The sequence below is a fragment of the Candidatus Streptomyces philanthi genome, assembly GCF_059553635.1.
The window spans coordinates 1-12923 of record NZ_JCANQV010000026.1; the positions used below are offsets into that span (position 1 = coordinate 1).

Here is a 12923-nt window from a genome sequence, read left to right on the forward strand (position 1 = left end):
CTCCGCCAGGCACACGAAGATCGCCGTGCCCGGGATCAGCCGCCCGCGCAACGGTGACCAGCCACCCCACTCCTGGGTGTTCCACTCCGGCCACTCCGGCTCGACCAGGTCCACCAGCCGGAACCCGGCCGCCACCACGTCCCGCACCCGGTCGCCCACCGTCCGGTGGTGCTCGACGTACACGGCCCGTCCGCCCTCGTCCTGCTCGACGTACGGCGTGCGGTCGAAGTAGGACGCGGCCACCGAGAGACCCTCGGGGCCCGGCTCGTCCGGGAAGGCCCACCGGACGGGATGGGTCACGGAGAAGACGAATCGGCCGCCAGGACGCAGCACCCGGCGCACCTCGCGCAGCACCCGCACCGGATCGGCGACGAAGGGGAGCGCGCCGTACGCGGAACACGCCATGTCGAAGGAGCCGTCCCGGAACGGCAGCGCCCCGGCGTCCGCCTCCACCAGCCCGACCGCCCCCTCCGAGGTGTCCGCCGTCCCCGCGATCCGCAGCGCGTGCTGCAACTGCCGGTGGGAGAGATCGAGCGCCACCGGGTGCGCCCCCTGGGCCGCCAGCCAGCGGGAACACTGCGCCGCCCCGGCCCCGATCTCCAGGACGCGCAGCCCCTTCAGCTCCTCGGCGGGCCCCAGCAGCCCGGCTCGGGCCTCGTCCAGCCCCTCGGGTCCCCAGACGAAACGGTCGTCCCCGAGGAAGGCACCGTGCTCGCTCTGGTACTCGTCCGCGTTGCGGTCCCACCAGCCGCGGTTGGCCCGGCTGCTTTCGGTGGCCGAGGCGTCACGTCGGGTCGCCTCGGGCTCGTAGTCTTGGTTCATCGTGCCCGTCGTCGTAGTCTTCGCTGAGCTTGGAGCCACCGGGACGGTGAGGCCACCGGGCCTCACGGACACCGCGCGTGCCGGTTATGGGGCGATCGTCCCCAGGCATGCGCCTTCGCGCATTGACCGTGCCCGGCTGCCCCCGTATGCTACAAGTTGCGCTGCGGGCCTGCGTGCCTCGGACGGAGCAGGCCGCGCTCGCATCTGTATGTATGTCCCCTCGGTATTTCGAGGCGATGTCGGGAAAACCGGATCGTCTTAAACGCTGTCCGGATTCTGCAGAGGCGATACGGGCCCCGGCGTAGCAGTACCTACGACTTCAATGTCCGTACCGGAGCCCTTTCCCACATGACGAGCAGCACCGAGACCACCGCCACCACCCCGCAGGTTGCGGTCAACGACATCGGTAACGAGGAAGCCTTCCTCGCCGCGATCGACGAGACGATCAAGTACTTCAACGACGGCGACATCGTCGACGGCGTCATCGTGAAGGTCGACCGGGACGAGGTCCTGCTCGACATCGGTTACAAGACCGAAGGCGTCATCCCGAGCCGCGAGCTCTCGATCAAGCACGACGTCGACCCGAACGAGGTTGTCGCGGTCGGCGACGAGATCGAGGCCCTGGTTCTCCAGAAGGAGGACAAGGAAGGCCGCCTCATCCTGTCCAAGAAGCGCGCTCAGTACGAGCGTGCCTGGGGCACGATCGAGAAGATCAAGGAAGAGGACGGCATCGTCACCGGTACCGTCATCGAGGTCGTCAAGGGTGGTCTCATCCTCGACATCGGCCTCCGCGGCTTCCTCCCGGCCTCCCTGGTCGAGATGCGTCGTGTCCGCGACCTCCAGCCCTACGTGGGCAAGGAGCTCGAAGCCAAGATCATCGAGCTGGACAAGAACCGCAACAACGTGGTCCTGTCCCGCCGCGCCTGGCTGGAGCAGACCCAGAGCGAGGTCCGCCAGACCTTCCTCACCACCCTCCAGAAGGGCCAGGTGCGCTCCGGCGTCGTCTCCTCCATCGTCAACTTCGGTGCCTTCGTGGACCTGGGTGGCGTCGACGGTCTCGTCCACGTCTCCGAGCTGTCCTGGAAGCACATCGACCACCCGTCCGAGGTTGTCGAGGTCGGCCAGGAGGTCACGGTCGAGGTCCTGGACGTCGACATGGACCGCGAGCGCGTGTCCCTGTCGCTCAAGGCGACCCAGGAAGACCCGTGGCAGCAGTTCGCCCGGACGCACCAGATCGGTCAGGTCGTCCCCGGCAAGGTCACCAAGCTCGTTCCGTTCGGTGCGTTCGTGCGCGTCGACGAGGGCATCGAGGGCCTGGTCCACATCTCCGAGCTGGCCGAGCGCCACGTCGAGATCCCGGAGCAGGTCGTCCAGGTCAACGACGAGATCTTCGTCAAGGTCATCGACATCGACCTGGAGCGCCGCCGCATCAGCCTCTCGCTGAAGCAGGCCAACGAGTCCTTCGGCGCCGACCCGACGGCCGTCGAGTTCGACCCGACCCTGTACGGCATGGCCGCGTCCTACGACGACCAGGGCAACTACATCTACCCCGAGGGCTTCGACCCCGAGGCCAACGACTGGCTCGAGGGCTACGAGAAGCAGCGCGAGGAGTGGGAGCGCCAGTACGCCGAGGCGCAGGCCCGCTTCGAGCAGCACCAGGCCCAGGTCATCAAGTCCCGCGAAGAGGACGAGAAGGCCGCGGCCGAGGGCGCTGCGGCTGCGTCGGCCGGTGGCCAGGGCGGCGGCAACGTCTCCGGTGGCTCGTACTCCTCGGAGTCGGCGGACAACTCCGGCGCCCTGGCGTCGGACGAGGCCCTGGCCGCGCTCCGCGAGAAGCTGGCCGGCGGCCAGAGCTGACGCTCACGGCCCGGCACTAGCCGATAGGTGAAGGCCCGTTCCCTCTCCGGGGAGCGGGCCTTCACCCGTATGTGATGGGGGCGTCGGGTGCGGCGGGCCGCGACACCGACGGCACAGGCGTGACCGGTTGACCGTTGGACCAGTTGGCTCCGATGGGCCGGGAGGACGGGCACGGCACGGGGCAGCCCCCGGGAATGCGGCTCCTGTGTCAGATGTTCTCCCAGACGACACGAGGAGGAGCGGACACTGTGTGGGATCCCCAGGGGTTGTACGAATGGGAGCAGGACGGGCTCGCGGCGGTGGAGGCCATCACGGCCCGGGACTCCGCCGGCCTGGTGCTGCTGTACCACTTCGACGGCTACATCGACGCCGGTGAGACCGGCGCGCAGATCGTCGAGCGCCTGCTGGACGGGCCGACGCACCGCGTCGTCGCCCGGTTCGACCACGACCGCCTGGTCGACTACCGCGCCCGCCGACCGCTGCTCACCTTCGAGAGCCACCGCTGGACGGCGTACCAGGTCCCCAGCATCGAACTGCACCTCGTCGAGGACGCCACCGGCGCCCCGTTCCTGCTGCTGTCCGGACCCGAGCCGGACGTGGAATGGGAACGCTTCGCCGCCGCCGTCCGGCAGATCGTGGAACGGCTCGGCGTGCGGCTGTCCGTCAACTTCCACGGCATCCCGATGGGCGTCCCGCACACCCGTCCCGTCGGCATCACCCCGCACGGCAACCGCACCGACCTGATGCCCGGACACGCCTCCGTCTTCGACGAGGCGCAGGTGCCGGGGAGCGCCGAGTCCCTGGTGGAATTCCGGCTGGCCGAGGCGGGACACGATGTCCTGGGTGTCGCGGCGCACGTACCGCACTACATCGCCCGGTCCCCGTACCCCGACGCCGCGCTCACCGCCCTGGAAGCGGTGACGGCGGCGACCGGCCTGGTCCTCCCCGGTGTCGCACACGCCCTGCGCACCGAGGCACTGCGCACCCAGGAGGAGATCGAGCGGCAGATCTCCGGGGGCGACGAGGAGCTGGTGGCGCTGATCAGCGGGCTGGAGCACCAGTACGACGCCCTGGCCGGTGTCGAGAGCCGCGGCAGCCTGGTGGCCGAGGCCGTCGAGTTGCCGTCCGCCGATGAGATCGGCAGGGAGTTCGAGCGCTTTCTGGCGGAACGAGAGGCGGACGGCGGAGCCGCCTGACCGCGGCGAGGCTGATTCGGCGGCCGGCACCCGGCGCTCCCGGAGGACCGGATAGCGTAGGCCCATGGTGAAGGTGGGGCTGACGGGTGGAATCGGGGCAGGCAAGAGTGAGGTCTCACGCCTGCTCGCCGCATACGGCGCGGTGATCGTGGACGCGGACAAGATCGCACGTGAGGTTGTCGAGCCCGGGACCCCCGGACTCGCGGCCGTGGTCGCGGAGTTCGGCAACGGGGTCCTCACTGCTGACGGCGCCCTCGACCGGCCCAAACTCGGCGGGATCGTCTTCAGCGACCCGGAGAAGCTGAAGGCGCTCAACGCGATCGTGCACCCCCTCGTCCGGGCCCGCTCGGCCGAACTCGAAGCGGCGGCCGGACCAGAAGCCGTCGTGGTCCACGACGTGCCCCTCCTCGCCGAGAACGCCCTCGGACCTCTCTACGACGTGGTGGTCGTCGTCGACGCCACCCCGCAGACCCAGCTCGACCGTCTCGTACGGCTGCGCGGCATGACCGGGGACGAGGCCAGGTCCCGCATGGCGGCCCAGGCCACACGGGGGGACCGGCTCGCCGTAGCCGACATCGTGATCGACAACGACGGCCCGCTGGAGGCACTGGAGCCGCAGGTCCGGGCGGTGTGGGAACGGCTCCGGGGGTGGGGGAGCGGGGCGCTGGTTGCTGAGCGGGGGTCTTTTTGAGGGTGCTGCTGGGGCGTGAGGTATGTCGCTGTGTGTGAGACGGGGGGGCAGTGGGTCGCTGAGGTGCGGCTCGATAGGCGGCGCGGGGGGCGTACAGTTCGGGCGGTTCTGGGGTGGGTGTGGGCGGTAGCCTCGCGGCCATGACAGCTACTGATCTTGACGCACAGGCGACACCACAGCCGAGCAGCGATTCTCCCGCTGCTTTCACCGCCTCTTTCGTGGTCAACGTTCCTGGTTTCGCGGACGCGGACCTGGAACCCGAGCCGCTCGCCCCCGAGCAGATCGTTTCCGGAGAACCGGAAGTGACCGGCAAGGTGTTGTGGGAGTCGCAGGACAGGCGGCAGATGCGCGGCATCTGGCAGATCACCCCGGGGGTGGTCACCGACACGGAGGCCGATGAACTCTTCGTGGTCCTGAGCGGCCGGGCCACCATCGAGGTGGAGAACGGCCCGACACTCGAAGTGGGGCCTGGTGATGCTTGCGTGCTGCGTGAGGGCGACCGCACGCGGTGGACGGTGCATGAGACGTTGCGGAAGGTTTACCACGTCAGCGGGTAGGGGCTGGGCGCTTGTGAGGGGCGCAGGCGGGGGAGAGACTGGCGGGGGCGGTGGTCGTTTTCCGCCGTTCCTTGCCACTTGGGGGCGGGCCCCTCCCCCTCCCCACCCCGCCCCTCTCCTCTCCTCTCCCCATCTGTGGCTCTTGCCGCCCCGCGCCTCTCGCGACGCGGTCAGCTCACCACTTCCCGTGCATGGGCTACTTCCTCCCCCTTGAACCACCGGGAATGACATGGCCCATCTGCGTGTTCTGCGCACGTGAACACTCACGGGCGTGTAAGGACATCGCCCGGACCAAACCGGAGAGGAGACGACCGTGCCGGAGCGCAGCCCCGAGACACATGTCATCGACTACCGGGCCGCAGAAACTCTGCTGGAGGCCCGTGACCCGCGTGGCGCGATTCGTCTGCTCGATTCCGTCATCACCGCGCACCCGGAGAACACTGCCGCCCGACTGCTGCGCGCCCGGGCCTTCTTCCTGTCCGCACAACTTCGTCCCGCCGAGCTGGAATTCCAGATCATCCTGGAACGTGAGCCGGACAACGCCTTCGCGCACTTCGCTCTGGCCCGGACGCTCGAACGCGGTGGCCGTTCCGAGGAAGCCCTACGCCACTTCCGTCTCGCCGCAGCCCTTGAACCGCGTCCCGAGTTCGTCGAAGCGGCCGGCTTCGTACGAGACGCCGGCGCCGAAAACGGCGAGCCAGGAGCTTCCGGTGAACCGTTCCCCGAGCCGGGCTCAGGAACCTGAGCTTGTTCACTCCTCCCTGTAGCGCCTTCCTCCACTGACATGGTTCTCCGCAGCGTCGCATCAGCCCCTTGACTGTGGCTCACTCCTGATTCCGGTCAGTGCTTGAAGAGTGCGCAGCGCCTTCTCTCCGGGTCTTTTCTCCTTGTTTCTGAAGAAGCAAGGACCCGCGCACGGGCACGGCATGCGGCGTGAGGGGTAGCTGCCCTGGCGAAGAACTATGGTCCGGGGTGGTGTTGCCCGCGTGTGGGGCCCTGCCGTATGAAGTCGCTGTTCCGCCCGTGATCAGGTTCGTACGGCGGGACATCCCTGCCTGGTTGGAAGTGGGGACCCTGACGGATGTGCCGAATCACCATGGCAAGGTCCGTGAGCGTCACCACGGCCAGCGCGGCGCACGCGGCTGCCCACCCCGGCCTGTGGGCCATGACGAAAACGATCGTCCCGGCGACGGCCCACGCCAGACCCCACGAGGCCAGACCGCAACGTATTCTCAGCGGGCTCCGTGCCTGGACCGGTTCGTTTCCCGTACGCATGGCCACCCATCTCCTTCCGTCCATCGTCCTCCGGATCGGCCGTTACGTCACGTACATCTGTGTATTGCTTCAGCACTCTCCGCGATGTCTTGGGTATGTGTGTGGTGGCGGGCCGGGCGAGGGTCTCCTGCCGGATGCATGTGGATCCAGGACAGTCCGCCGAGGTCGAGCTGTGAGCGGGCGCCGTGCTCGTCAACAAGGCCGATCAGGGGAAGCAGGTCACGCCCGGCCGGATCGTCCTCGGCGTACTCGCGCACTTCGTTCCAGGAACCGAACAACATCAGCTCGGGGTGACCGGTCTGCCGACCGGAGGCAAGATCGAAAGCCGCTCGCGCCAGCGCACGAAGGGGGCCGTCGCCACCGGCGAGGGCGACCCGGCGGCCTGTTTTCAACTGCCGTATCACTTCACCCAGTGCCCCCACGTTGGATCTGCACAGAATCGCTTCAGGAGTGCGCAGGGGGCCTGATTTCGTGGTGAGCCACGAGGCACCCGTGAGCCGGATCGGCGCATCGGCGATCCTGAGCCACCGGTTGGCCTCTTCCGCGAGCGCCGGCCCGAAGCGGAAGGAGCAGGAGAGGCTGAGGTGGCGACCTCGGAAGCCGGTCATCACATCGCGGGCCCCGCGCCAGCCGTAAATGGCCTGGGCGGAATCACCGACCAGTACCAACTGGGCATGATCGCGCTGCGCGGTGAAGACTTGCCCGACCACGGGATTGGTGTCCTGCGCTTCGTCCAGGAGCAGGAAGTCCCCGGCGATCACGGGATCGCGCAGCGCCCACATCTTGAGGTAGTGGTCATGTTCGAAGCGGAGGACACCGTGTTCCGGATTCTGCAGGTCGGACCATGCCCTGTGTGCGTAAGGAAGGAGGAGGTCGGCGAGCCGGCCGTGCAGTGCTGGGGATTCGGCGCCGCGGAGCGGTGGGACGTGGTGTGAGGCGATGGTCGGGTCGGCCGACTGGCAGAAGCGTGTGACGGTCCGCAGTACGGTGTGCGACAGCGCTTTGCCGGTGGCGGTGCGGGCTCCAAGCCTGAAGGACATGTCGGCGTCGATGCCGAGTGCGGCGCCGATTCTCCATCCTGCCTGCCGAGGTGCGTTCCATCGGGCTCGATAGTGCCTTCCGACGGCCGCATACGCGAGGGAGTGAGCTGTGCTGCAGGAGACACCGGGTGGGAAGCGGCGCGCAGCTTCGCGTGCGACGGTCCTGTTGAAAGCGATGTAGCGACCTGGCCGGTCATGGCGCCGAGCCTCGTGCGTGAGCATGACCAGCGTCGTGGTCTTCCCCGTTCCGGCTCCGGCCTGGATCGCGAGAGGAGAACCGCTGCGGAATGTGTCGACCGCGGCCGTTTGCTCGGTGGTGGGAGAGTGCTTGAGCGCGCACATGACGACTCCTTACAGAGGCTGTTTGATCACTTAGAGTGTTTTCGTGACTCACTGTAACTGTGCGGGAGGGGATGTGCGAGAGGGGTCGCAAGCCTGTGGATAACTCTTCTTCCATCGCGTTCACGAGGCACGCGCGCGGGCATGGAATCGCGTGATGACGGAGACCGCTCACTGAGCGTTGTCAGTGCCGTCTGCTTATCTCGATACCGCGGGCCAGCACGGCGGATATCGCCGCAGGCCCGGATCTGTTGTGCATTGGGTGCGCCGGCCCGAACGGCGGTCGGCGACGAGCGACGGGGGAGAATCAGCATGAACATCACGGCGATGCGGAGCGTTGAACAAACCCGCGATGCGAGGGTTGACGCGCTGAGGCAGCAGGCGAGGCCTCCGGCCAGCGCCGCCTGGACGGTTCGAGCGGCCTTGACGCGAAGGGAGCAGAGTGCCGGTGCGCCGTCGCGGTCGGACCGGGGAGAGGATGAGGACGGCGCAGGAGCGGTCCCCGAGAGGGGAGCGCCGGAAGCCGATGGGCCGCAAGCGGCAGAGGCGCCCGCGACCGTAGACTCGCACGTCACGGCCGGGAGAACAGGTCGGCAGAGCCGTCCCGCCCCCTCGGTGGTACGGGACGAGCGAGCAGTGGCAAGGATCAGCGGCATGGCGCGACGGCGGGAGGCAACGCCTCGGACTTCCCAGCCGGACTGTGTGCCCCCGATCGTTCATCCGGTTTCCGGGGATGCCGACATCGCGGGAGCGCTGGCCCGTAGCGCTGCGACCTTCCTGCCCTCCCACCCACCGCGCACCGGAAGGATCGCCTTCTGGAAGCCGGACGGCGGCCCACTTCCGCACCTGGACGAACCGGCCGCAGACGCTCCACACGACGCCGCATGCAAGGTCACCGGTGAGGTGTCCCGGCTGACTGTTGCCCGGAGGCACGGGAAGGGCGCGCGCAGTCGCACTGTCCCCGCCGTCCTGCTCCCCGTGGCCGAAGCCGTCCCTCTGCTGGCCGGAGCCCGGCACGACCCTTCAGCTCATCCCGCGGCCGCGTGCTGGGGTGCCGCCGCGCTGCACGCCCTGCACCTCGCGGCCCGAGGCAGGCTGCTGCCCGGGGTGACCCACGACGACACCGATGCCTGGCGCGCAGGCCCCCTCGACCCGGAAGACGTCACCCACCTCAGGGCCATCGCCGCCGCCATGCCACCCGAGGCACACGCCGTGCCGCTTCCCGGCACCCGGCCGCTGCGCCTCCCCGATCCGGCGCACCTCGTACGGCAATTCGTCGACGCCGTCATCGACGCGCTGCCTCGTACTCCTGGAGCGGAAATTGTCGCAGGAGCACCCTTCGCCTCGTCCGCCTTGCACCATCTTCCGAACGCCCGTGAATGGGCCGCCGAGGTGTCCGCCGGCGCGGACGCCGGGGTGCGGCTCTCTCTGCGTCTGGACCTGGCCCCGCACCAGCTCTTCGACACCGGAGCACACCGCGAGGAAGCCGGGACAACCGGGGGAGAGCCCGGACCGGCGCCGGAGGAAGGTGGCATGGCGGCGGCTGTCCTCCAGGTGCACAGCCGCACCGACCCCACGCTGATCACCGACGCCGCGGCACTGTGGGAGGGCGAGGGCCCCGCCCAATTCGGCCCGCGTGCCCGCGCCGACACCCTCCTCGCGCTCCGCGCGGCGGCCCGCGTCTGGACCCCGCTGCGCCGCCTCGTGGAACGGCCGGTCCCCGACGTACTGCCACTCGGCGAGGACGAACTGTACGAACTGCTGGGGGAAGCCGCACCGCGACTGGCCGACGCCGGCATCACCGTCCACTGGCCCAAGGAAGTGGCCCGCGACCTGACCGCCACTGTCGTGTTGCGCCCGGCGCCCGGCACGGCGGCGGACGGGTTCGGGTTCTTCGACACCGGCCGGCTCCTGCACCTCCAGCGACAGATCACTGTGGACGGGGTTCCGCTGACCGACGAGGAGATGGACGCCCTTGCCGAAGCGCACCGCCCCCTCGTACGCCTGCGTGACCAGTGGGTGCCCGTCGATCCCGCACTCGTACGCAAGGCCCGCAAACGCGAGCTGGGACACCTGGAACCGGCCGACGCGCTCGTCACCATGCTCAGCGGCACCACGGAGGTGGACGGAGAAGAGACCGAGGTGGTCCCCTTGGGCGCCCTCACGGCCCTGCGTGACCGCCTCACCACCCAGGTGCGAACCGTGCCCCAGCCTCCCGGCCTCCACGCGACCCTCCGCGATTACCAGCTCCGTGGCACGGCCTGGCTCGACACCATGGTCTCGCTCGGCCTCGGCGGCTGCCTCGCCGACGACATGGGCCTGGGCAAGACGGTCACCGTCATCGCCCTCCACCGTCACCGGCGCCCCTCGGACCCGGTCCTGGTGGTCTGTCCCGCCTCTCTCCTCGGCAACTGGCAGCGCGAGATCGAGCGCTTCGCCCCCGGTACCCCCGTACGCCGCTTTCACGGCGCCGGCCGTACCCTCGACGGCCTGGACGGCGGCTTCGTCCTGACGACGTACCAGACGATGCGCGGCAGCGCGGCCGAACTGGCCGCCCAACGCTGGGCGTGGGTCGTCGCCGACGAGGCGCAGCACGTCAAGAACCCGCGGTCCGCGACGGTCAGGGCACTGCGCGGCATCAAGGCCCCGGCCAGGATCGCCCTCACCGGGACACCGGTCGAGAACAACCTCTCCGAACTGTGGGCCCTCCTCGACTGGACCACCCCCGGCCTCCTCGGCCCCCTCACCGCTTTCCGGGCACGGTACGCCCGCGAGATCGAAGGCGGCGAGGACCCGCGGGCGGCGGAACGGCTCGCACGTCTGGTGCGACCGTTCATCCTGCGCCGCAGAAAAACCGACCCCGGTGTCGCGCCCGAACTCCCGCCGAGGACCGAGACGGACCACCCCGTGGCCCTCGGCCGAGAGCAGGCCGCCCTCTACCGCGCGGTCGTGCGGGAAACCCTCACCCGGATCGAGGCCGCCGACGGCATGGCCCGCCGCGGCCTGGTGATGAAGCTGCTCACCGCCCTCAAACAGATCTGCAACCACCCCGCCCAGTACCTCAAGGAAGTCGCCCCGGGTCTCGCCGCCCGCTCCGGGAAGCTCGAACTCCTCGACGAACTTCTCGGAACCATCCTCGCGGAAGGCGACGCCGCCCTGATCTTCACCCAGTACGTCGGCATGGGGCGCCTGCTCGAACAGCACCTCCGGGCCAAGGGAATCACCCACCAGTTCCTGCACGGCGGCACACCCGTGGCCGAACGCGAGAGGATGGTCGACCGCTTCCAGTCCGGCGACGTGCCCATTTTCCTGCTGTCCCTCAAGGCGGCGGGCACGGGACTGAATCTCACCCGGGCCGGACACGTGATCCACTACGACCGCTGGTGGAACCCGGCCGTGGAGGACCAAGCCACCGACCGTGCCCACCGCATCGGCCAGACCCGGTCCGTGCAGGTCCACCGGCTGATCGCCGAAGGCACCGTCGAGGACAACATCGCCGAACTCCTCGCCGCCAAGAAGACGCTCGCCGACGCCGTTCTCACCGGTGGCGAGACCGCGCTCACGGAGCTGTCGGACGCCGAACTGGCCGACCTCGTCTCCCTGCGGAGGCCGGCATGAACCCCCGCCCGCTCCCCGACGGCACCCGTCACACCACCGCACACCAGGCCACCAGGGCAGCCCCCGGCTTCAGCGGCCGCGGTGCCGCCTCCGGACAGGCCGCAGTCGCAGACCGCCTGGTACGAGCCGACCGGTCCCGTACCTTCCCGCCCCTCCCGGCAGCCGGGGACGGCGGCCCTGTCGCCACCTCCTGGTGGGCAACCGCCTGGCTGCACACCGTGGAAGCCGACGCCGACGATGCCGCCCGCCTCGACCGTGGCCGTGCCTATGCAGAAGACGGCCACGTGGACACCATCAACGTCACACCGGGCCGGATCGTCGCCTCCGTACGCGGCAGCAGGCCGCGCCCCTACAGCGCCCACATCCGTCTGCGCCCTCTGACGGACGACGAGTGGTCCACGCTCCTCGACGCCCTCGCCGCACACCCCGACCACCTTGCCGCCGTCCTCGGCAAGAAGCTCCCCCGGGCACTCGCCGACACCGGAGTGCCGCTGCTTCCGGAGCCGGGCGACCTCCGCACCCACTGCACCTGCCCCGACCACCGGCGGCCCTGCAAGCACGTGGCCGCGCTCTGCTACCAGGTGGCCCGACTCCTGGACAGGGATCCCTTCGTCCTGCTGCTGGCGCGGGGACGCGGCGAACGTGAACTGCTCGACGAACTCACCCGTCGCAGCGCCGTCCACACCGTTCACCCACCACCCCGGAGCCTCCGGCCGCCGACCACGCCGACGCACGAAACCGGTGTCACACCAGGAAGCCCAGTGGCCACGGGCATGAAGGAAACAGACCAGCCCACCTCAGCCCCAGGGCCCGCCCCCGCAGCTCACGTCCCGCAGGGTGTCCTGGCCCGTGACGCTTTCGCCGATCGTCCGAGGCCGCCGCTCCCGCCGCCGCTGCCGGTCCCTGAGCGGCCCGGCCGTCCCCCGGCATTCCCCGAAGCCCACGGACTTCCCTTCGACCCCACCACCCTCGCCTTCCTCGCTGCCGACGCGGCGGCCCGCGCGCACACTCACCTCATCGAGGTCCATGAACCGGCCACAGGCCCCGGCCAGGCGCAGGCCCCCCTCCCCGCCCTCACCCCGTGGGAGGACGCCGTCCGCCTGGCGGCCACCGCCCACCCCACCGCCGGTCTCACCGCCACCACCCGCGCGCTCTTCCGCGACATCGCCACCGTCACCGGCCGCACCCCTGCGGACGTGGCCCGCTCCGTCGCGGCCTGGCGGCAGGGCGGCCCCGAAGGGCTCACCGTCCTGGACACCGTATGGACCCCACCGGCCGGAGACTTCGACCGCGCCCGCAGCGCCCTCAAAGCCGCCCACCGCCACACCTTCCGCCCCCAGCACAACCGGCTCACCGACACCGCCTGCCGCATACAGCTCCGCTACGGCCACGACCACCGCTGGTACCCCTACGAAACCGACCCCGGGGCCGAGGACTGGTGGCCCACCGGGCCCGCGGACCCCGATCCCCTCGCCGCCCTCACCAGCCTCCTCACCCCGTGACGGCCCCCGGGACACGAGGCGGCTAA

General features: G+C 69.7%; 10 protein-coding genes. 7 read left to right on the forward strand and 3 right to left on the reverse strand.

Annotated features, from left to right (window positions below; genetic code table 11):
• A partial coding sequence (locus AC51EU_RS05700) for a class I SAM-dependent methyltransferase (RefSeq protein WP_496265543.1) occupies positions 1–822 on the reverse strand: 822 nt, incomplete at its 3' end.
• A 348-nt stretch (positions 823–1170) separates the two neighbouring features.
• Between AC51EU_RS05700 and rpsA the strand changes: the two genes are divergently transcribed.
• From rpsA to AC51EU_RS05725, 5 genes are all read left to right on the forward strand, one after another.
• On the forward strand, positions 1171–2679 hold the full coding sequence (gene rpsA / locus AC51EU_RS05705; RefSeq protein ID WP_496265544.1) for a 30S ribosomal protein S1: 1509 nt from the start codon (positions 1171–1173) through the stop codon (positions 2677–2679).
• Positions 2680–2927: 248 nt separating this feature from the next.
• Complete coding sequence (locus AC51EU_RS05710; RefSeq protein WP_496265545.1) at positions 2928–3875, forward strand: PAC2 family protein; 948 nt, start codon at positions 2928–2930, stop codon at positions 3873–3875.
• Between the two features lie 64 nt (positions 3876–3939).
• Entirely contained in the window at positions 3940–4566 is a 627-nt protein-coding gene (gene coaE, locus AC51EU_RS05715) for a dephospho-CoA kinase (protein WP_496265546.1), read from the forward strand.
• A gap of 140 nt (positions 4567–4706) precedes the next feature.
• Complete coding sequence (locus AC51EU_RS05720; RefSeq protein WP_496265547.1) at positions 4707–5123, forward strand: cupin domain-containing protein; 417 nt, start codon at positions 4707–4709, stop codon at positions 5121–5123.
• Between the two features lie 313 nt (positions 5124–5436).
• On the forward strand, positions 5437–5868 hold the full coding sequence (locus AC51EU_RS05725) for a tetratricopeptide repeat protein (RefSeq protein ID WP_496265548.1): 432 nt from the start codon (positions 5437–5439) through the stop codon (positions 5866–5868).
• Positions 5869–6083: 215 nt separating this feature from the next.
• Here AC51EU_RS05725 and AC51EU_RS05730 read toward each other — a convergent pair whose 3' ends face one another.
• Both AC51EU_RS05730 and AC51EU_RS05735 read right to left on the reverse strand, forming a co-directional pair.
• Entirely contained in the window at positions 6084–6398 is a 315-nt protein-coding gene (locus tag AC51EU_RS05730) for a DUF6343 family protein (RefSeq protein WP_496265567.1), read from the reverse strand.
• A gap of 47 nt (positions 6399–6445) precedes the next feature.
• Positions 6446–7780, reverse strand: coding sequence for a UvrD-helicase domain-containing protein (locus tag AC51EU_RS05735; RefSeq protein WP_496265549.1), 1335 nt, complete (start codon positions 7778–7780; stop codon positions 6446–6448).
• A gap of 651 nt (positions 7781–8431) precedes the next feature.
• Here AC51EU_RS05735 and AC51EU_RS05740 point away from each other — a divergent pair.
• Positions 8432–11395: an SCO1167/SCO6262 family helicase gene (locus tag AC51EU_RS05740; RefSeq protein ID WP_496265550.1), complete on the forward strand. Its 2964-nt coding sequence runs from the start codon at positions 8432–8434 to the stop codon at positions 11393–11395.
• On the forward strand, positions 11392–12897 hold the full coding sequence (locus tag AC51EU_RS05745; protein ID WP_496265551.1) for an SWIM zinc finger family protein: 1506 nt from the start codon (positions 11392–11394) through the stop codon (positions 12895–12897). The genes AC51EU_RS05740 and AC51EU_RS05745 overlap by 4 nt, the downstream gene beginning before the upstream one ends.
• The last annotated feature ends 26 nt before the right edge of the window (positions 12898–12923 follow it).